General features: G+C 63.0%; 16 protein-coding genes and 1 other RNA gene. 8 read left to right on the top strand and 9 right to left on the bottom strand.

The window, feature by feature from the left end; genetic code table 11:
• Positions 1-29 precede the first annotated feature (29 nt).
• From ccsB to PSV26_RS10210, 3 genes are all read right to left on the bottom strand, one after another.
• Complete coding sequence (gene ccsB, locus PSV26_RS10220) at positions 30-1,379, bottom strand: c-type cytochrome biogenesis protein CcsB (RefSeq protein WP_300570332.1); 1,350 nt, start codon at positions 1,377-1,379, stop codon at positions 30-32.
• Positions 1,376-3,616: a cytochrome c biogenesis protein ResB gene (locus PSV26_RS10215; protein ID WP_300511861.1), complete on the bottom strand. Its 2,241-nt coding sequence runs from the start codon at positions 3,614-3,616 to the stop codon at positions 1,376-1,378. The genes ccsB and PSV26_RS10215 overlap by 4 nt, the downstream gene beginning before the upstream one ends.
• Positions 3,617-3,792: 176 nt before the next feature.
• Positions 3,793-4,437 carry a c-type cytochrome gene (locus tag PSV26_RS10210; RefSeq protein WP_300511862.1) on the bottom strand — a complete coding sequence of 215 codons (645 nt, stop codon included), beginning with the start codon at positions 4,435-4,437 and terminating at the stop codon, positions 3,793-3,795.
• A gap of 220 nt (positions 4,438-4,657) precedes the next feature.
• Between PSV26_RS10210 and yihA the strand changes: the two genes are divergently transcribed.
• Together yihA and PSV26_RS10200 are read left to right on the top strand one after the other, a co-directional pair.
• Entirely contained in the window at positions 4,658-5,383 is a 726-nt protein-coding gene (yihA, locus tag PSV26_RS10205; RefSeq protein ID WP_300570500.1) for a ribosome biogenesis GTP-binding protein YihA/YsxC, read from the top strand.
• Between the two features lie 104 nt (positions 5,384-5,487).
• Positions 5,488-6,519 carry an alpha/beta fold hydrolase gene (locus PSV26_RS10200; RefSeq protein ID WP_300570329.1) on the top strand — a complete coding sequence of 344 codons (1,032 nt, stop codon included), beginning with the start codon at positions 5,488-5,490 and terminating at the stop codon, positions 6,517-6,519.
• Between the two features lie 88 nt (positions 6,520-6,607).
• Here PSV26_RS10200 and PSV26_RS10195 read toward each other — a convergent pair whose 3' ends face one another.
• Positions 6,608-7,504 carry a lipid A biosynthesis acyltransferase gene (locus tag PSV26_RS10195; RefSeq protein WP_300570325.1) on the bottom strand — a complete coding sequence of 299 codons (897 nt, stop codon included), beginning with the start codon at positions 7,502-7,504 and terminating at the stop codon, positions 6,608-6,610.
• On the bottom strand, positions 7,501-8,391 hold the full coding sequence (locus PSV26_RS10190) for a lysophospholipid acyltransferase family protein (RefSeq protein WP_300570323.1): 891 nt from the start codon (positions 8,389-8,391) through the stop codon (positions 7,501-7,503). The genes PSV26_RS10195 and PSV26_RS10190 overlap by 4 nt, the downstream gene beginning before the upstream one ends.
• Positions 8,392-8,558: 167 nt before the next feature.
• On the opposite strand from PSV26_RS10190, the gene metK reads away from it, so the two are divergent.
• Positions 8,559-9,740 carry a methionine adenosyltransferase gene (gene metK / locus PSV26_RS10185; RefSeq protein ID WP_300511866.1) on the top strand — a complete coding sequence of 394 codons (1,182 nt, stop codon included), beginning with the start codon at positions 8,559-8,561 and terminating at the stop codon, positions 9,738-9,740.
• A 240-nt stretch (positions 9,741-9,980) separates the two neighbouring features.
• Here the strand turns inward: metK and PSV26_RS10180 are convergent, their stop codons facing one another.
• Positions 9,981-10,169, bottom strand: a complete 189-nt coding sequence (locus PSV26_RS10180; protein WP_300570321.1) for a hypothetical protein — start codon at positions 10,167-10,169, stop codon at positions 9,981-9,983.
• A gap of 572 nt (positions 10,170-10,741) precedes the next feature.
• Here PSV26_RS10180 and groES point away from each other — a divergent pair.
• The 3 genes from groES to PSV26_RS10165 all read left to right on the top strand — a co-directional run bounded on the left by groES (position 10,742) and on the right by PSV26_RS10165 (position 12,865).
• The gene (gene groES, locus PSV26_RS10175) at positions 10,742-11,032 is read left to right on the top strand and encodes a co-chaperone GroES (RefSeq protein ID WP_096667046.1); all 291 of its coding nucleotides are present in this window, start codon (positions 10,742-10,744) and stop codon (positions 11,030-11,032) included.
• 51 nt (positions 11,033-11,083) lie between these two features.
• A complete protein-coding gene (gene groL / locus PSV26_RS10170; RefSeq protein ID WP_300511868.1) occupies positions 11,084-12,739 on the top strand; it encodes a chaperonin GroEL in 1,656 nt (551 codons plus the stop codon).
• 51 nt (positions 12,740-12,790) lie between these two features.
• Positions 12,791-12,865: non-coding RNA, sX9 sRNA (locus tag PSV26_RS10165), on the top strand.
• A 68-nt stretch (positions 12,866-12,933) separates the two neighbouring features.
• On the opposite strand, the gene PSV26_RS10160 is transcribed toward PSV26_RS10165, so the two are convergent.
• The 3 genes from PSV26_RS10160 to tal form a co-directional block, all read right to left on the bottom strand.
• Positions 12,934-13,257 carry a DUF805 domain-containing protein gene (locus PSV26_RS10160; protein ID WP_300511869.1) on the bottom strand — a complete coding sequence of 108 codons (324 nt, stop codon included), beginning with the start codon at positions 13,255-13,257 and terminating at the stop codon, positions 12,934-12,936.
• An 84-nt stretch (positions 13,258-13,341) separates the two neighbouring features.
• Complete coding sequence (gene pgi, locus PSV26_RS10155) at positions 13,342-14,907, bottom strand: glucose-6-phosphate isomerase (RefSeq protein WP_300570318.1); 1,566 nt, start codon at positions 14,905-14,907, stop codon at positions 13,342-13,344.
• Between the two features lie 9 nt (positions 14,908-14,916).
• Positions 14,917-15,864, bottom strand: coding sequence for a transaldolase (tal, locus tag PSV26_RS10150; RefSeq protein ID WP_300570315.1), 948 nt, complete (start codon positions 15,862-15,864; stop codon positions 14,917-14,919).
• Positions 15,865-15,996: 132 nt separating this feature from the next.
• Between tal and zwf the strand changes: the two genes are divergently transcribed.
• A complete protein-coding gene (gene zwf, locus PSV26_RS10145) occupies positions 15,997-17,463 on the top strand; it encodes a glucose-6-phosphate dehydrogenase (protein ID WP_300511872.1) in 1,467 nt (488 codons plus the stop codon).
• Positions 17,464-17,724: 261 nt separating this feature from the next.
• Complete coding sequence (locus PSV26_RS10140; RefSeq protein WP_300570497.1) at positions 17,725-18,573, top strand: SIS domain-containing protein; 849 nt, start codon at positions 17,725-17,727, stop codon at positions 18,571-18,573.
• Positions 18,574-18,852: the final 279 nt, after the last annotated feature.

The following is an 18,852-nucleotide window of genomic DNA, read 5'->3' as shown; positions in this document are numbered from 1 at the left end:
GCCGCTTCTTACAAGGATTCAAATCCCGGCTACAAGGTTCCGTAACTGTGCAGGCCCGACAGAAACATGTTCACCCCCAGAAAGGCAAACGTGGTGACGGCCAGCCCGACCAGGGCCCACCAGGCGGCCACGGTACCACGCAGGCCCTTCATCAGCCGCATGTGCAGCCAGGCCGCATAGTTGAGCCAGACAATCAATGCCCAGGTTTCCTTGGGGTCCCAGCTCCAGTAGCCGCCCCAGGCTTCGGCCGCCCACAAGGCGCCCAGCACGGTGGCAATGGTGAAAAACGCAAAACCAACGGCGATGGCCTTGTACATCACGTCGTCGAGCACCTCGGCGCTCGGCAGACGCGCAGCGATACGCTGGCGGCCCAGCAAAATGGCGGCGGCTATCAGGCCGGAGACCAGCAGATAACCGAGCCAGTAATTGGTGCCCCCGATCTCGGTCGACTTGCGAAACACAATCGGCACAAAACACAGGACCACACCCAGCAGCCACAGTGGCGTCAGCCTGTACCAGCGGGTCTCCAGCGCCTGCTGCTTGATCAGGTAAGCCAGCGACACCATGGCCGCCAGCGAGAACATGCCGTAACCGATGAAGTTGGCAGGCACATGCAGTTTCATCCACCAGCTCTTGAGGGCAGGCACCAGCGGCTGGATTTCATGCGCTTCGCGGACCACGGTGTACCAGAGCAGGAAACCTACGGCCGCACTTACCACCAGCATGACAAACGCACCCATGGTGCGGGTCTTGTACTGGGCTTCGAAGTAAAGGTAGAACGCTGCGGTCATCCAGCTGAACAGCACGAACACCTCGTACAGGTTGCTGACCGGAATGTGGCCGACGTCGGCGCCGATGAGGTAGCTTTCGTACCAGCGCACCATGGTGCCGACCAGTGCCATACCCACAGCCACCCAGGCAATCCGCGAGCCAAGCAACTCCATGGTGCCGCTTTGCCCGCGGGCAAACATGCCCATCCAGTAAAACGCGGTACTCATGAAAAACAGCACGCTCATCCACAAAATGGCCGACTGGCTGGACAGGAAATACTTGAGCCAGAACACCTGTTCGGCGCGTGCCAGATCACCCTGGTAAGACACGATGCCGAGTAGGGAAAATCCCGCCACCAGCAGCATCAGCGCGCGCAGCGGACGCCAGAACCAGCCCATGGCGATCACGGCAGGAATGGTGCCCAGCAAAATGCCCTTTTCATAGACGTCCATGAAAGCGCCGTACCTGGCAAGGCCGTACAGACCGCCGGCCAGCGCGATGGCCGCAAAAATCCAGTCCAGCGCATTGCGCTTGGCGAAATAGCCTTCCTGCAGGCTGATGGTCGTCGCGTCCGTGGTGCGCGAGCTCAGGGTAGTGGTGGTGTTCATCGTGGCACCTGTAAAAGTTTGATTTTCAGCATTTCGAATTCCTTGCCGCCGTCCATGGTCTGGCGGTTGGTCGACATGGCCATGGTCGCCTGGCTGCCTGCGCCCGATTCTGGCCCCTTTTCGAGTGCTGTTCGGGACTCCTCGGAATCCGCAGCGCCTCCGGCCGGCGCCAGCCAGACCCAGAGGCGGCGCTCGCGCACATACAACATGGCAAAAATGCCCAGAATCAGGAGCGCACAGCCGAGGTAAACAATATTTTTCCCGGGTGTACGCGCCACCTGGAACACGCTGGCCTGCAACTGGGTGAAGTCCTTCAGTTCAAACGCCATCGGCGCCGGGTAATAGTGGGCATCACTGAGGGACAACACGGCCTGGGCCATGAAAGCCTGGGTTGTGTCGTCGCGCAGCAGCGGCTGCAGGCCGCTTTGCTCACGCGTGAGCTGCGCCAGCTCGAACAGCACGCCGTTGAGAATGCGCACCAGCACCTCGCCGGCGCGGTTGCGCTCGTCTTCCGGCACATTGGCTTCCATGAAGTCAGAGATGGCCTGCAGCCCCGCCAGCGGCCTGGTCTGGCCGCCGCTCACCGGCTGGTCCGGGCCGGCGAACAGGGCCAGCGCTCGCGATGCGGATGCGGACAGCTGCGCTGCCAGATCGGGCCGGTCCGCCGCGATGGCCTGACGCACATAACGCTTGACGGCCAGGTCGCGCTGGGCCGGGTCGGCCAACGCGCGCCGCAGCCGCAAAAAGCCTTCCATGCTGCCCTGCTCGTCGGCAGGGATGCGCAGGTACTGGAAAGGCTCGGCCGGGTTTTCGCGCACACCCAGCAAAAACAGCGCCGGGCTGGACTCGGCCGCGTCCATCTTGACCGGCAGCATGTAGTTGTGAAACTCCCTGGCCTGGCCGGACGCATCGCGCAGCTTGTAGGTCACGCTGGGGCCGACGTTGCGCAATTCCTTCTTTTCGCGGGTCTTGTTGGCCGCGCCCAGGCGCGCATCGAGGGACTGGCGCAGATCGACCTTGCGCACATCCGCACCCGAGCCTGCCCCCATGCTGCCCGTGCCGCCAAAATTCTCGACGTTGATGACACGCAGCGCGGTGTATTCCAGCGTCATCTTTTCGGCGCCTTCCCCTTGACCATTCGTCAGCTTGCTCGAGCCGCCAATCGTGCCCTGGATTTCAAACGCCTTGCTCGTCGCCTGGCTTCCGACGGCCAGCGGCACCGCCTTGAGCGTGACGCTGGAGCCGCCGTCGTCAAAACTGGACTGGTAAATTTCTATGCCCTTGTGGCGCACCGGGTGATTGACCTCGACGCGAGCCGGGATCTTTTCGCCAGTTGCCTTGTCGTGAATCACGATATCGCTGGCAAACAGCTTGGGCATGCCGGTCGAGTAGTACTCGACAATGAATTTTTTCAGCTCCACCGCAAAAGGCAGGTCCTGCAACAGGACGCCGCCAGGCTGGTTCAGGATGGCGGTGCTTGACTGCGTTCCCTCGGCGACCAGCAGGTTGGCGCGGAAGGTGGGGTTGCGCTCGCTGAGCCGGTGCTGGGCCGGCACATCGGCAATCAGTCCACCGCCGGTGTAGATCGACTTGTTGTTGAGCCACATCTGCGCACGCACGATCAGATCGCCATCAAGAAGCCCACCCACACACACCAGCACGATGGCACTGTGAGCCGCGATGTAGCCCAGCTTGTTGGCGGCGCCGGCCTTGGCCGCCACCATCCAGCCTTCTCCGCCAGACGTGGTTCTCTGCTGCAGCTTGACCTTCCAGCCACCCTGCACCAGCGTCTGTCCGATACGCCGCGCGGCCGCTTCAGGCCCTTCAACCAGCGCCGCCTGGGCGCGGTGGCCGAAAGCCTGGAGGCTTTGTTCCCGGATGTTTTCCTTGAGCTGGTTCAGGTCAGCGAGAATTTTCGGCGTGTTGCGGCTGATGCAAAGCGATGTGGAAACCACCAGAAAGGCCAGGATCAGCATGAACCACCATGCGCTGTACACCGTGTACAGGCTGACGGCGCCAAACACCTGGGCCCAGAACGGGCCGAACTGGTTGACGTAGTTGCCAATCGGCTCCTGCTGCTTGAGCACCGTGCCTATCACCGAGGCGATGCAGATCACCGTGAGCAGCGAGATGGAAAAGCGCATGGACGACAGCAACTCCACGGTAGAGCGCAGGGCATGCGAGCCCGCCTTGAGCCTGAGGCCGTGGGTGGAAACTGCGTGGCTGGGAACGGTCATGCGTGGTGTTCGGTAGGACGGAAACAAAAAAGGCGGGTCTTCTGCAAAAGACCCGCCCTGTATGGAGTGACTATTCTGGCTGGGGTTCAATACAAACCGGGCGAGCTCCCGTATTTTCCCGGGAAGGCGGCGTCACCAACTCCCCGGCCACGGATTCCATGGAATTTTCAGGGGATTCAGCGCAAACCGGCGATGTAGTCAGCCACGGCGCGGATTTCCCGGTCGTTCAGTTTGGCGGCAACCTGCGTCATCTGCAGATTGTTATTGCGCACGCCGTCGCGGAAGGTCGTCAGCTGGGTCGCGGTGTATTCGGCATGCTGGCCGCCCAGGCGCGGGTACTGCGAGGGAATGCCGGCGCCGTTCGGACTGTGGCAACCGGCGCAGGCCGGCACCTGGCGGTCGGCGATGCCGCCGCGGTAAATGCGCTCACCCAGCGTCACCAAGGCCTTGTCCTTCGCGAACCCGGGCTTGGCCTTCTTGGTGGTCACCCAGTAAGCGATGTTTTTCATGTCGTCGTCGCTGAGGGCGCTGGCAAAACCCTTCATGACGGCATTGTTGCGCTTGCCCGACTTGAATTCCTGGAGCTGCTTGACCAGATATTCGGGGTGCTGCTGCGCCAGTTTCGGGTTGGCGGCAATCGCGGAATTGCCGTCCGCCGCGTGGCAGGCGACACACACTGCGGTGTAAGTGGCCTCCCCCTTGACCAGATCCGGCTTGGCCACCTTGGCCGGAGCGGCCTCACCGGCCGCCCGCGACACGGCCGGCACGACCATCAGGGCAGCGAATAAATAAGTAATCAACGAAGTGGAAACAAGCTTCATATCGGGGGTTTAATAGTTGACTCTAAGGTGGACCAGGCAGTCGGCGCACAACCTGGGCTGAAATTAACAACCCGCCGGGGCGCCGACCAACGCAAAACTCCCTGATTTTACAATGGCTTGGGGGACAATCCAAAATATGAGCATATCTCCCCGATCTACACCCGTTAAAACGCAGAAGCCGACCGCCAAGCGGGCGCCGCCCAAAGAAGCGGCGGCCAAAATGGCTGCGGCGCTGGCCGCCCAGCCACCCCAGTCCGCCGAGGCGAAAATTGCCATGGGCTGGCTGCACACCGCCAAGTTCCTGACCACGGCCCCCGAGCTCAAGCACCTGCCGGTGTACGAGTTTCCCGAGATTGCCTTTGTCGGCCGCTCCAACGCGGGCAAGTCCACCTGCATCAACACGCTGACCCAAATCAACCGCCTGGCTTTTGCCTCCAAGACCCCGGGCCGCACGCAGAGCATCAATTTGTTTTCGCTCGGCAAACAGGGGGTGACCGATGCGGTGCTGGCCGATCTGCCGGGATACGGCTATGCGGCCGTGCCCAAGGCCGCCAAGTACCGCTGGCAGCAGGTGATGGGCAATTACCTGCAGACGCGGGACAACCTCAAGGGCGTGGTCCTGCTGTGCGATCCGCGTCTGGGCCTGACCGAACTTGACGAAATCCTGCTCGACGTGATCCGTCCACGGGTCGAGGAAGGCCTGAAGTTTCTGGTGCTGCTGACCAAGTCCGACAAGCTCAACAAGACCGAGGCGGCCAAGGCACTGTCCATTGTGCGACTGCAGGCCGGCGGCGGCGATGTCAAACTGTTTTCTGCGCTCAAGCGGCAAGGCGTGGAAGAAGTCGCCCAGCACCTGTGGCAGTGGGCCCATCCCCCGGTCAAGCCTGACAAGGCAAGCAAGGCGGCGCTTACCCCGCCACCGGAAGAGGAAACCGGCGAAGGCTGAGTCCCGGCCGGACGGGCCAGCCCTGCCGCTTGTGCATTTTTCAAGCAAAAAATTCCTGCGGCCCAAATAACACGGGCGCAGGCAGCTCCTGAATGCATAGCACCATGATTGCAACCCGCCTGATCCCCCTGCCCCACGGCATCAGCCTGTCCTGCCGCATGGCAGGTGAGCCGGGCCGGCCGGTCCTGATGTTCCTGCATGGCTTTCCGGAAGGGGCCTTTGTCTGGGACGCCCTGCTGGCGCACTTTGCCAGGCCGGAAAACGGTGCTTACTTTTGCATCGCGCCCAACCTGCGCGGCTTCGAGAAGTCGAGTGCGCCGCCGGAAGTGGACGCCTACCGGCCCAAACACCTGATGCAGGACATTGCCGCGCTGATCGCAGCGGTGTGCGACGAAGAAAACGGGGGATCCCTCCCTGCCAGCCGGGGCCGCGGAACCGGCTTTGCCGGGCCGCAGGCGCAGCGCCCCCTCGGGGGGCAGCGCAGTACACGCAGTGACAAGCGTGGGGGCCACCTGGAATGCCTGGTGGCTCACGACTGGGGCGGCGCTATCGCCTGGAACCTGGCTGCTGCGATGCCGCAGCTGATGAAAAAACTCGCCATCATCAACTCCCCGCATCCCGGCACCTTTTTGCGCGAACTGCAGCATTCGCCGGCCCAGCAGGCCGCCAGCGCCTACATGAATTTCCTGATTCGCCCGGACGCCGAAGCACTGCTGGCCAGGGACGACTTCCGCCGCCTGTGGCAGTTTCTGACCAACGGCAGCGACAGCCAGCCGGCCTGGCTCACTGACAGCGTCAGGCAACAGTACCGCGAGGTCTGGGGTGCCGGGCTCACCGGCGGCTGCAACCTGTACCGGGCCTCGCCGCTGCGACCGCCCCGGCCCGGGCCACCGCATCACGACCCGGCTGCCGCTGCAGTCACGATGGCGCGCGAACGCATGACCGTCCTGCTGCCCACGCTGGTGATCTGGGCGCTCGACGACATCGCCTTGCCGCCGGCGCTGATCGAGGGCCTGGCCGACTACGTGCCGGAGATGCAGCTGCAGCAGGTGCCGGGCGCCTCCCACTGGATCGTGCATGAACAGCCCGAACGGGTGGCCGGGTATCTGCAGGACTTTCTGGGCCAGGTCCGTTAGCTACTGTTTTTATAGCTGCCTGCGCTTTCCAGATAAGGGCTGAAGCCCGAAAACACCTGAGGAATCGGCCTGAACCCCGGCTGGGGCCCTAGTAGAGCGAAGGCGCCTCTTCCGGCCGGGTCTTGAAGCGTTTGTGCACCCAGTAGTACTGCGCCGGCATGGTGTCGATGTAGGCCTGCAGTTGTGCGTTCATGAAAGCGGTATCGGCCACCGGATCGTCCGACGGGAAGTTGGCCCAAGCCGGCAGGACCTCCACCTCATAACCCCAGGGCGTGAGGCGCGGCACCAGGGGCACCACCTTGGCGCGGCCCAGGCGGGCGAAGCGGGACAGCGAAGGCACGGTCGCTGTCGGCAGGCCGTAAAACGGCACAAACACGGAATCGTCGGGGCCAAAGTCCATGTCGGGCAGCAGGTACAGCGGCTGCCCCTCGCGCAGGGCCGTCACGATGGGCTTGACGCCGTCGGCCCGTCCGAACAGACGCAGGTGGCCAAAACGCTGCCGGCCGCGCAGTATCCACCGGTCCACGAGCTTGTTCGACTGGTCGGTGTAAATGGTCGTCGACTGGCGCGGCGAATGCAGGGCGGCCGCAGCCCAGGCGGCATCGAGACCGACAAAATGCGGCAGGAAGATCACCGTGGGGGCGTTGCCGGCGAGTTCATGCACCGCGCCGGTCAGCCGCACACGCCGCTGCACCCAGTCCCGGGGCGCATGCCACAGCCAGGCGCGATCCAGCCAGGCCTGCGCAAAATACACAAAGGTCTGCTGCGTCAGCCGGCGTCGCTCGCGCTCCACGAGCGAGGGGAAGCACAGCTGCAGGTTAGACCGCACGACACGCCGGCGCGCCCCGACCAGGGCATACAGCGTCCAGCCCAGGGCCACACCGAGCGCCCGCGCCACGGGCAACGGAAATACCGCCAGCACCTGCATCAGGCCGATGCCGGCGCGGGTGACCAGGCGGCCAAGCCATTGGCGGAGGGGCTTCAAAACGCGTCCTTGCGGGGGGTCTTGTAACGCGCATAACCCCAGAGGTATTGCCCCGGCTGGCTCAGGACGATGGCCTCGATCGCCTGGTTGATGCGCGTCACGCCATGGAGGATGTCCGCCGGCGATGGACCGGTGCGCGGGCCGCCTTCGGCCGGTGGTGGTGATGGTTGCGCCTGCGGACCGGCCACGGGAGGCCAGATCTTGAGGAAATAACCTGCGCCGCGCGGCAGCCGCTCGCAACTCACCGGCAGCAGCACGGCCCCGCTTTGCAACGCCAGCCGGGCCGCCAGCGTCATGGTGTAGGCCGGTTTGCCAAAAAATGGCGCCCACACTCCCAGGCCCTCGGGCGGCACCTGGTCGGTCAGAAGGGCCACCGCCTGGTTGGCCTTGAGCGTCCGGTGCATCAGCCGGATGCCGCTCAGGCTGGCGGGCACCACCGTCAGTTGCGGCCGCTGCCGGGTCGCCTGTTCAATCGTCGCCAGCCAGGACTTGCGGGCCGGCCGGTAGATCGCGGTGATCGGGCCATACAGTTCGGCCAGCGCCTGCGGGCCGAGTTCGAAGCTGCCGCAATGCGGTCCGAAAAAAATCACCCCGCGGCCCCGGTCAAAGGCGTGCTCGGCATGGGCCTGGCCTTCGACCCGCACATTGCCCAGGCACGACTCGGTTTGTGGCCGCATCCAGAGCTTGGGCAGCTCCGCCACAAAACGTCCGGCCTCGGCAATGGCCGGCCGGGCAGCCTCGAAAGTGATGCCGGCCTGCGTCACGTTGGCGCGAAACTGCCGGCGGTAGCTGGGGCTGAGCAGCCAGACCAGCCAGCCCAGGGCCGCGCCCAGTGCATGCAGTGCGCGCAAAGGCCAGTGGGAGAAAAAACGGAACAACAGGATCATGAAAGGCGGATAGGGCCGGGCACCGTGGCAAAGGACAAAGCGATATAATTAAGCTTGTCGCCGAGTTATTGAACTACTTGCAGGGCGACATTAAACCAAACTGCTAAAGCGTTCGCCGAGGCACCCCAAGCCGGCAACGCGCCGACTAACTTCATGGAGTGTACGCAATGGCGAACGATTTTCTCTTTACTTCCGAATCCGTCTCCGAAGGCCATCCCGACAAGGTTGCCGACCAGATTTCCGATGCCATCCTCGATGCCATCTTCAAGCAGGACCCTCTGTCGCGCGTGGCCGCCGAGACCCTGACCAACACCGGTCTGGTGGTGCTGGCCGGTGAAATCACCACCAACGCGCATGTGGACTACATCCAGGTCGCACGCGACACCATCAAGCGCATCGGTTACGACAACACCGAATACGGCATCGACTACAAGGGCTGCGCGGTGCTGGTCGCCTACGACAAGCAGAGCAACGACATCGCCCAGGGCGTGGATCACGCGTCCGACGACCACCTGAACACCGGTGCCGGTGACCAGGGCCTGATGTTCGGTTACGCCTGCGACGAAACGCCGGATCTGATGCCCGCGCCGATTTATTACGCGCACCGCCTGGTCGAGCGCCAGGCCCAGTTGCGCAAGGACGGCCGTCTGCCTTTCCTGCGCCCGGACGCGAAGAGCCAGGTCACCATGCGTTATGTGGACGGCAAGCCGCACAGCATCGACACCGTCGTGCTCTCCTCGCAGCACAGCCCCGACCAGAGCGAAACCCCGCACAAGATGAAGGCCTCCTTCATTGAAGCCATCATTGAAGAAATCATCAAGCCTGTGCTGCCCAAGGAATGGCTCAAGGACACCAAGTACCTGATCAACCCGACCGGCCGCTTTGTCATCGGCGGCCCGCAGGGCGACTGCGGCCTGACTGGCCGCAAGATCATTGTCGACACCTACGGGGGCGCCTGCCCGCACGGCGGTGGCGCCTTTTCAGGCAAGGACCCCTCGAAAGTCGACCGTTCGGCTGCTTACGCCGCCCGTTACGTAGCCAAAAACATCGTGGCCGCCGGGCTGGCGCGCCAGTGCCAGATCCAGGTGGCCTACGCGATCGGCGTGGCCCGCCCGATGAATGTCACGGTTTACACCGAAGGCACGGGCGTGATGTCCGACGAAAAACTCTCGGCCCTGGTCAATGAGCACTTTGACCTGCGCCCAAAAGGCATCATCCAGATGCTGGATTTGCTGCGTCCGATCTACGAGAAAACCGCCGCCTACGGCCACTTCGGCCGCGACGAGCCGGAATTCACCTGGGAACGCACCGATAAAGTTGACGCCCTCAAGGCGGCAGCCGGCCTGTAAGGCCACCGCGCATAGCGCGGCCTTGGTCCGTGGGCGACACTCATATCGCGCAGCGATGTGAGTGTCGCCCAAAAAACGGACAAGGTCGCCGTGCTGCGGGCAGCGGCCGGCCTCAAGTCAGTTACCCCCATCCGCCGCTTGAAACCGGCGGACGGCCCCCGTTTCCGCACTGCCACTCAGGGCGGTAGACGAAAAAAAGCCACCGGAGACGGTGGCTTTTTTGTTCGGCTCGAAGGATTCTCAGCGGGTAAAGGGCGGCGGCTTGGTCCCCTTGTCCCCGACTTCGACTGGTTTGGCATTCGGGTCGGGCCTGGGCTGCGCCTTGTCAGTTCCCTCCTCGCCAAAGGTCTTGTTCAAGGTGCTGTCCTTTTCCACTTCGTTTTCGTTTCGGTCCCGCCGATTGCCCTGTCCCACGCTGACGTCAGCCATTTTCTCTCTCCATGATGGCCAGGGGATCAGCTCACAAAGCCAGACGGGCTGCTGCAATGCTTCTGCGGCTGCACGACCGTCGATGACGTACCGGCTTTAACAAGGAACGGCCATGCCGAGCGAACCACGCCGCCACCCGGGCCAGTCCCGTACAACCTGCCGTCTCCAGTCGCTGGACGCTCGTAACGGATGCCAGGCTGACCGGCTCCCGTGGCAATAACAAATTGGCTCATAAATTCCCCAATATGGGCAAACCTGCCCGTCGATCAATCCATCAATCGTGAGACCACTTTAAATCGGCAACCGGGCACCCGTTGTCGGACGCCGGCCAGACTTTTGTAGGACAAACCATGCCGCTCCCACTGTGCGGCGGCGCCTACGGCAAGAAAGGAAACTGCCAGCGACCTGTCCTTTTTGTGTTTCCTGACTTGAAACTGCCACGAAACAGCCTTATGATTAGCACTCGATGGTATTGAGTGCTAACAACCACTTACACCAGCCCGTTCACAAGCACCCGCCTCCCCGCGCTGGTGTTTTCTGATTCCAAACCTGTTTCAAAACAAGGAGCTCCCATGAAACTTCGTCCCCTGCACGACCGCGTGATCGTCAAACGTGTTGAAAACGAAACCAAAACCGCCTCTGGCATCGTCATTCCTGACAGCGCCGCTGAAAAGCCGGATCAGGGCGAAGTCCTGGCCGTCGGTCCTGGCAAGAAGAACGACAAGGGCGAAATCAGCGCCATGGCCGTCAAGGTCGGCGACCGCGTGCTGTTCGGCAAATACAGCGGCCAGACCGTCAAGGTCGATGGCGACGAATTGCTGGTCATGAAAGAAGACGACCTGTTCGCAGTGGTCGAGAAGTAAGTTCTCGCATACCTACCGCAACCTTAATTAACTGAATCTGGAGAATTAAACATGGCAGCAAAAGACGTCATTTTCGGCGGCGAAGCCCGCGCACGCATGGTCGAGGGTGTGAACATCCTGGCCAACGCAGTCAAGGTCACCCTGGGCCCCAAGGGCCGCAACGTGGTGCTGGAGCGCTCTTTCGGCGCCCCCACCGTGACCAAGGACGGTGTGTCCGTCGCGAAAGAAATCGAACTCAAGGACAAGCTGCAGAACATGGGCGCGCAGATGGTCAAGGAAGTTGCTTCCAAGACCTCCGACATCGCCGGTGACGGCACCACGACCGCTACCGTTCTGGCACAAGCCATTGTTCGCGAAGGCATGAAATATGTCGCCGCCGGCATGAACCCGATGGACCTGAAGCGCGGCATCGACAAGGCTGTGACAGCCCTGGTCGAAGAGCTGAAAAAAGCTTCCAAGCCCACCACCACCAGCAAGGAAATTGCCCAGGTCGGCACGATTTCCGCCAACAGCGACGAAGAAGTCGGCAAGATCATCGCTGAAGCGATGGACAAGGTTGGCAAGGAAGGCGTCATCACCGTTGAAGACGGCAAGTCGCTCAACAGCGAACTCGACGTGGTTGAAGGCATGCAGTTTGACCGCGGCTACCTGTCGCCCTACTTCATCAACAATCCCGAAAAGCAGTCTGCGATTCTGGACAACCCGTTTGTGCTGCTCTACGACAAGAAAATCAGCAACATCCGTGACCTGCTGCCTACCCTGGAGCAAGTCGCCAAGTCCAGCCGTCCGCTGCTGATCATCTCGGAAGACGTCGAAGGCGAAGCCCTGGCCACGCTGGTGGTCAACACCATCCGCGGCATCCTGAAGGTTGTGGCTGTCAAGGCCCCTGGCTTCGGCGATCGCCGCAAAGCCATGCTGGAAGACATCGCCACCCTGACCGGCGGCAAGGTGATTGCTGAAGAAGTCGGCCTGACCCTCGAAAAAGTGACGCTGGCCGACCTCGGCCAGGCCAAGCGCATCGAAGTGGGCAAGGAAAACACCATCATCATCGACGGCGCCGGCGCCGCTGCTGACATCGAAGCCCGCGTCAAGCAGGTTCGTGTCCAGATCGAAGAAGCGACCAGCGACTACGACCGTGAAAAACTGCAGGAACGCGTGGCCAAGCTGGCCGGCGGTGTTGCCGTGATCAAGGTGGGCGCTGCCACCGAAGTCGAGATGAAAGAGAAAAAAGCCCGCGTTGAAGACGCCCTGCACGCTACCCGCGCTGCTGTGGAAGAAGGCATTGTGGCTGGTGGCGGTGTGGCTTTGCTGCGTGCCAAGCAGTCCGCTGGCACCATCAAGGGTGACAACCCTGACCAGGACGCCGGTATCAAACTGATCCTGCGCGCCATCGAAGAGCCGCTGCGCATCATTGTCTCCAACGCCGGCGAAGAGCCAAGCGTTGTGGTCAATGCGGTGCTGGCAGGCAAGGGCAACTACGGCTACAACGCCGCCAACGCGACCTATGGCGACATGATCGACATGGGTATCCTGGACCCCACCAAAGTGACCCGCACCGCACTGCAAAACGCAGCGTCTGTGTCGTCGCTGATGCTGACGACCGAATGCATGGTTGCCGAGGCTCCGAAAGACGAGTCCGGCGCTGGCGGCGGCATGGGTGGCGGTGATATGGGTGGTATGGGCGGCATGGGCGGCATGGGCATGTAATCCGGCTACTGCGCAGGCGCCATGCGTCGTTGGGCGGTGCTCGGAATCCTCACGTACCCCAAGGTACGTTCCGGTTCCTGCGCTCCGTCCGCCTAGCCTGGCACCTGCTCGCTACGCCGTCCGGACTTTCCGGGCGGCAAACAAAAAACCCGCAGGGCCCAAGCCCTGCGGGTTTTTTCATGGACGTTCGAAACTCAGGCCGACGCGTACTCGCTGCCGGCTTCGCGGGCAGGCTGGGCCCACCAGTAGACCAGCACAAACCAGCCGATGACGGTGAGCATGATGAGTTGCCACCAGCCACTTTTGCCAATGTCGTGAAGCCGGCGCGTGCCCGCGGCCAGGGCCGGCAGCAGCAGGGCCAGGCCCACCAGCCCGCTCAGCGTGTCACTGAGCATCGAAGCGGCAATGGAAACCAGGACCTGGAACAGGAAAAACCACCAGAATTCAGGGCGCGATGCGCGGCCGGAAAAGGTCGCGTACTTGGCGAAACAGGTGGAAATGGCTTGACCGAAGTTCATGTTTTTTCTCCTCCTCAGGATACAGACGGGGTAAATTCCCCGCGCCATGATATGCCACACCCGCGACAGTAGTGCGGCGGTCCCTCAGCGCAGGCGCTTGAGCAAGCCGGCGGTGGAGGAATCCAGCCCTGAAACATCTCCACTGCGCAGACGCGGTTCGATGTCCCTGGCCAGCACCTTGCCGAGCTCGACGCCCCACTGGTCAAAACTGTTGATGCCCCAGATCGCGCCACTGACAAACACGCGGTGCTCCTGCAGCGCAATCAGCGCGCCGAGGCTGGCCGGGTTCAGTTCCTCCAGCAGGAGAAAGGTGCTGGGGCGGTTGCCGGGGAAGTGTCTGTGCCCACCGGCATCGTTCTTGCCCAGCATCAGCGCCTGGGCTTGGGCCAGCACGTTCGCAAGCAGCTTGTCGTGATGGCCCGGCAAGCCATGGGAGGATTTTCTGACGGCCACAAACTCGACCGGCACCACGTCCGTGCCCTGATGCAGCATCTGGAAATACGCGTGCTGGCCATTGGTGCCGGGCTCGCCCCAGAGCACGGGTGCGGTGGCAAAAGGCAGCGCCCTGCCGTCCATGTCCACTCGTTTGCCATTGCTCTCCATCTCCAGCTGCTGCAGGTAGGCCGGCCAGCGGCGCAAGGCGCTGCTGTAGGGCGCCAGACTGCGGCTGGTGAAACGGTGGAAGTTGCGATACCAGACATCCAGCAGCCCCAGCCGTACCGGCAGGTTCTGCGCCAGTGCTGCCGCGCGGAAATGGTCGTCCATGGCATGGGCGCCGGCCAGCAGGTCGCGAAAACCGGGCGCGCCTATGCTGATGGCCAGCGGCAGCCCAATGGCCGACCACAGCGAATAACGCCCTCCCACCCAGTCCCAGAAGCCGAAGATCGTGCTGATGCCGAAGGCCTGGGCCGCGGCAATGTTGGTCGTCAGCGCCGCGAAGTGACGCGCGATGTCCGTACCGCCCTGCGCTTCAAACCAGCGTTTCGCCGACAGGGCGTTGGTCATGGTTTCGGTGGTCGTGAAGGTCTTGGAGGCAATCAGGAACAGGGTGTTCTGCGCCTGGACCTGCGCCAATACACTGGCGAGCTCCTGCCCGTCGACGTTGGAGACGAAGTGAAAGCGCTTGCCGGGAATGCGAAACGCATCGAGCGCCAGCACCGCCATCTGCGGACCGAGGTCGGAGCCACCGATGCCGATGTTGACAATGTCGGTGATGGCCTCGTCCCGACGCACCAGCTCTGCGTAAGCCAGCATGGCGGCCAGTGTTTCGTGCACCTGCTCAAACCCGGTCGCTATGTTTTCAGGAGCTGCCGGCGCCCGGCCCTGCTGGGCTGGAGCCGGATTTCTTAACAAAAAGTGCATGACCGCCCGGTCTTCGCTGCGGTTGATCCTCTCGCCGGCGAACATCGCATCGCGGTAATGCTCCACGCCGCGCTGGCGCGCCAGGTCCAGCAGCAAGGCCTGCGTGGGCGCATCGATCAGGTTTTTGGAGAGGTCGGCAAAAACGTGCGGCGCCTCCTGGCTGAAGGCAGCGAACCGGCCGGGATCGGCCGCAAAGGCCCGGCGCAGGTCGAACGTCTTCCCTGACGCGTCAAACTGCGCCTGCAGCGCAGCCCAGGCGGGGGTCTGGTGGCAAGGTGGATGGTTCATCGGCCCGACCTAGGCCGCCAGCATCAGCTGTTCAAGCTTGACTGCATCCGCCGCAAAGGCGCGTATGCCTTCAGCCAGCTTGTCAGTGGCCATCGCATCTTCGTTGAGTGCGTAGCGGAACGTCACCTCGTCAAAACCGACGGCAGGCAGGTCCAGCGCCTGTGCGGCACCGGCGTCCAGCGCGCGCGCCAGTGGCGCCTCGCTGGCAGCCAGCTGGCCCAACAGTTCGGGGCTGATGGTCAGCAGGTCACAACCAGCCAGGGCGATGATCTGCCCGATGTTGCGGAAACTCGCGCCCATGATCTCGGTCTTGATGCCGAATTTCTTGTAATGGTTGTAGATCTGGCGCACCGACTGGACGCCAGGGTCGTTGGCGCCGGCATGGGCGGTTTCGTCCCACGCGGCGCCGGCCGACTTCTTGTACCAGTCGTAGATGCGGCCGACAAAGGGTGAAATCAGCTGCACCCCGGCTTGCCCGCAGGCCACCGCCTGGCAGAAGGAAAAAAGCAGGGTCAGGTTGGTGTGGATGCCCCGGTCCTCAAGCCGGCGCGCCGCCTGGATGCCCTCCCAGGTGGCGGCCACCTTGATCAACACACGGTCGATGTGGATGCCTTCGGCCTCGTACAGCTCGATGATGCGTTCACCGCGTGTGAAGGTGGCGTTGCTGTCGAAACTCAGGCGCGCATCGACTTCGGTCGACACCCGGCCCGGGATGATGGACAGGATCTCGCAGCCAAAACGCACCAGCAGCCGGTCCATGGTTTCATCGAGCGCGCGGCCGCGAAACTTGGCCACCGTGTCACGCAGCAGCGGCTGGTAGTCGGGCTTTAACACCGCCTTGAGGATCAGCGACGGGTTGGTCGTCGCATCCTGCGGCTTGTAGGCGTCGAGTTGTCTGAAATCACCGGTGTCGGCCACCACGGTGGTGAACTGCTTGAGGGCTTCGAGTTGGTTCATGGTGAAAGTGTAGGTGGGTGACGGCCACGGCTTTGTAAGAGCAGGCCCTGATTGAGTTACGATTATGGCAATATCCTATGAAACTTTATTACATATCGCCTGATCGGGAAACGATCGGGAAGGCGGGGCCCCATGAGTTTTGATCTGGTCCTGTTTGGCGGCACGGGCGACCTGACCTGGCGCAAGTTGATGCCCGCGCTGTTCCAGGCCTTCCGGCACGGCTCGCTGCCCTTGGATGGCCGGATTGTGGGCGTGGGCCGCGACGCCATGAGCGATGCAGAGTACCGCGCATTGATACGCGCACGTTTTGACAGTGTCGAGCTGGCCAAACGCCCCACCGGTGACGAGTTCGAACGTTTTGCCGCGCTGCTGCACTACCTGCGCATGGACCTGTCCGGTCCGGCCGACTATGCGGAACTCGCAACCCTGCTCAAAGCTCGCCAGGCCGACACCGTGGTGATGTACCTAGCCACCGCGCCGACGCTGTTCCAGGCGATCTGCGAAAACATGGCGGCCGTCGGGCTCAATGGGCCGCAAACCCGTGTGGTGCTGGAAAAACCGCTGGGCCATGATCTCGCCTCGAACCGCGCCATCAACGAAGCCGTGCTGCGTGTATTGCCGGAAAAGCAGATCTTCCGCATCGACCACTACCTCGGCAAACCTTCGGTGCAAAACCTGTTTGCGCTGCGTTTTGGCAATTCGCTGTTCGAGCCGCTGTGGCGCCGCGAGACCATTGCCAACATCCAGATCACGATTGCCGAGGAACTCGGCGTGGAAAAACGCGGTGCCTTTTACGACAGCACCGGCGCCCTGCGCGACATGGTGCAAAACCACGCGCTGCAGCTGCTCTGCGCGATCGGCATGGAGCCGCCGATCAACGCCCATGCCGACGCCATCCGTGACGAAAAGCTCAAGGTCCTGCGCTCGCTCAAGGCGTGGACACCGGAAACCCTGAAGCACCACGTGATTCGCGGCCAGTACGCCGCCGGCAACATCAACGGTGAGGCCGTGCCCGGTTACCTGCACGAAAGCGGCGTCAGCCCGGACAGCCGGACCGAAACCTTCGTCTCCCTGCGCGCCGAAATCGCCAACTGGCGCTGGGCCGGCGTGCCTTTTTACATACGCACCGGCAAACGGCTGGCCGACCGCGACGCCCACATCGAGGTGAACTTCCGCCCGACGCCGCACGCCATCTTCAAGTCGCCACTGGGCGCCGGCAACCGGCTGGTGATCAACCTGCAGCCCAAGGACGGGCTGGAGCTGCACCTGCTGGCGCAAGGCCAGGACAACCGGCAGGGCGCACGCGCGGCCAGCCAGACGCTGGCTCCGGTGCAGCTGGACCTCGACTTCGACAAGCGTTTTGGCACCGAACGTGTCGGCGCCTACGAACGCCTGCTGCTGGACGTGATCGACGGCCGGCTGAACCTGTTTGTGCGCAGCGACGAACAGGAGGAAGCCTGGCGCTGGGTCGAACCGATTCTGGACGCATGGCAACACGATACCGATGGACCGCGCCCCTACACGGCCGGCACCTGGGGGCCCAGCGCCTCCAGCGCGATGATTGCGCGGGACAGCCACTGGTGGAGCGAGGAGTCTTGACCCCCACGCTTGTCGCTTCGCGTACTGCGCTGCCCCCCGAGGGGGCCGCTGCGCCTGCGGGCCGGCAAAGCCGGACCCGCGGCCCCTGCTTGAATCAGAAAGCTGCGCGGGCGTTCGTCGCGTATCGAGCACTGCAGACCGCAAGCCCGCGGCTCCAAAAATACCGGTCCGAGCCGCGGAACCGGCTTCGCCGGGCCGCGGGCGGGGCGGCCCCCTTGGGGGGCAGGGAGTTACGCGAAGCGAACGACCGTGGGGGCCACCTTGCTTGACCGCATCAAGGCCTGCCTGCCTTCGCTGGCGCCGGCCGAGCAGCGTGTTGCGCAGCTGGTGCTCAGCGATCCACGGGCCTTTGCCAGTCTGCCGGTGACCGAGCTGGCCGCACGTGCCCATGTCAGCAAGCCAACCGTGATCCGGTTTTGCCGCAGTGTCGGTTATGACGGCCTGTCGGACTTCAAGCTCAAGTTGGCCGGAAACGTCAGTGAAGGTGTGCCTTTCATTCACCGCAGTGTCGATGCGGATGACAAGACGAGCGATGTACTGGTCAAGGTGATTGACAACACGGTGGCGGCCTTCCTGAAGTACCGCAATGACGCCAGCGCGGCACTCATTGAAAAGGCCGTGCTGGCCCTGGCGGCGACCTGCAGCAGCGGACAGCGCATCGAATTTTTCGGTGTCGGCAATTCCGGCATCGTCGCGCAGGACGCGCAGCACAAGTTCTTCCGCCTCGGGGTGCATGCCATCGCCTACAGCGACGGCCACCTGCAGGTCATGAGCGCCTCGCTGCTCAGGCCGGGGGACTGCGTGGTGATCATCTCCAACTCGGGCCGCACGCGCGACCTGATGGACGCCTGCGACATTGCCCGCAGGAACGGCGCGACCACCATCGTGATCACGGCCAGCGGCTCGCCGCTGGCCGCTGAAGGCCATATCCATCTGGCCGCCGACCACCCGGAGGGCTACGACCGCTACAGCCCCATGGTGTCACGCCTGCTGCACCTGATGATCGTCGATATCCTGGCGACCTGCGTGGCGCTGCGCATCGGCAGCCCGACCCTGCAGCCGCTGCTCAAGGAAATGAAGAACAATTTGCGGAGCAAGCGCTACGCTTGAGCTTTTCCGGCTCTGGCTGAGTCTGTTTGAGGCCTGTGCAGGCTCGCGCTTCGGTGGGTCTTCAAGCAAGCCGGGTCTCGCCCCGGCGGGCGAGGCACTTTGTCTTTGCTTCGCCAAAGAAAAGTACCCAAAAGAAAGGCGACCCGATGGTCTGGGTCCCCTGCGCTGCGCTCCGGGGCAAGCTCCGGTGCTCGGTAAAAGCGGGGTCTGGCTAAACTCGCCTTCGGCTCAAACAACGCCAGCCCTGATCCGCTTTTGCCTGCGCTCCTCGGCCCAGCC

The organism is Polaromonas sp. (genome assembly GCF_029945685.1).
In the GTDB taxonomy this organism is placed as follows: Bacteria; Pseudomonadota; Gammaproteobacteria; order Burkholderiales; family Burkholderiaceae_C; genus Polaromonas.
This window is presented reverse-complemented; position numbering and strand designations above follow the sequence as displayed.

Bases quoted from the DNA above. Each gene is read 5' to 3' on its own strand.
- ccsB (WP_300570332.1), bottom strand. From the start codon at position 1,379: ATGAACACCACCACTACCCTGAGCTCGCGCACCACGGACGCGACGACC.
- PSV26_RS10215 (WP_300511861.1), bottom strand. From the start codon at position 3,616: ATGACCGTTCCCAGCCACGCAGTTTCCACCCACGGCCTCAGGCTCAAG.
- PSV26_RS10210 (WP_300511862.1), bottom strand. From the start codon at position 4,437: ATGAAGCTTGTTTCCACTTCGTTGATTACTTATTTATTCGCTGCCCTG.
- yihA (WP_300570500.1), top strand. From the start codon at position 4,658: ATGGCTGCGGCGCTGGCCGCCCAGCCACCCCAGTCCGCCGAGGCGAAA.
- PSV26_RS10200 (WP_300570329.1), top strand. From the start codon at position 5,488: ATGATTGCAACCCGCCTGATCCCCCTGCCCCACGGCATCAGCCTGTCC.
- PSV26_RS10190 (WP_300570323.1), bottom strand. From the start codon at position 8,391: ATGATCCTGTTGTTCCGTTTTTTCTCCCACTGGCCTTTGCGCGCACTG.
- metK (WP_300511866.1), top strand. From the start codon at position 8,559: ATGGCGAACGATTTTCTCTTTACTTCCGAATCCGTCTCCGAAGGCCAT.
- PSV26_RS10180 (WP_300570321.1), bottom strand. From the start codon at position 10,169: ATGGCTGACGTCAGCGTGGGACAGGGCAATCGGCGGGACCGAAACGAA.
- groES (WP_096667046.1), top strand. From the start codon at position 10,742: ATGAAACTTCGTCCCCTGCACGACCGCGTGATCGTCAAACGTGTTGAA.
- groL (WP_300511868.1), top strand. From the start codon at position 11,084: ATGGCAGCAAAAGACGTCATTTTCGGCGGCGAAGCCCGCGCACGCATG.
- PSV26_RS10160 (WP_300511869.1), bottom strand. From the start codon at position 13,257: ATGAACTTCGGTCAAGCCATTTCCACCTGTTTCGCCAAGTACGCGACC.
- pgi (WP_300570318.1), bottom strand. From the start codon at position 14,907: ATGAACCATCCACCTTGCCACCAGACCCCCGCCTGGGCTGCGCTGCAG.
- tal (WP_300570315.1), bottom strand. From the start codon at position 15,864: ATGAACCAACTCGAAGCCCTCAAGCAGTTCACCACCGTGGTGGCCGAC.
- zwf (WP_300511872.1), top strand. From the start codon at position 15,997: ATGAGTTTTGATCTGGTCCTGTTTGGCGGCACGGGCGACCTGACCTGG.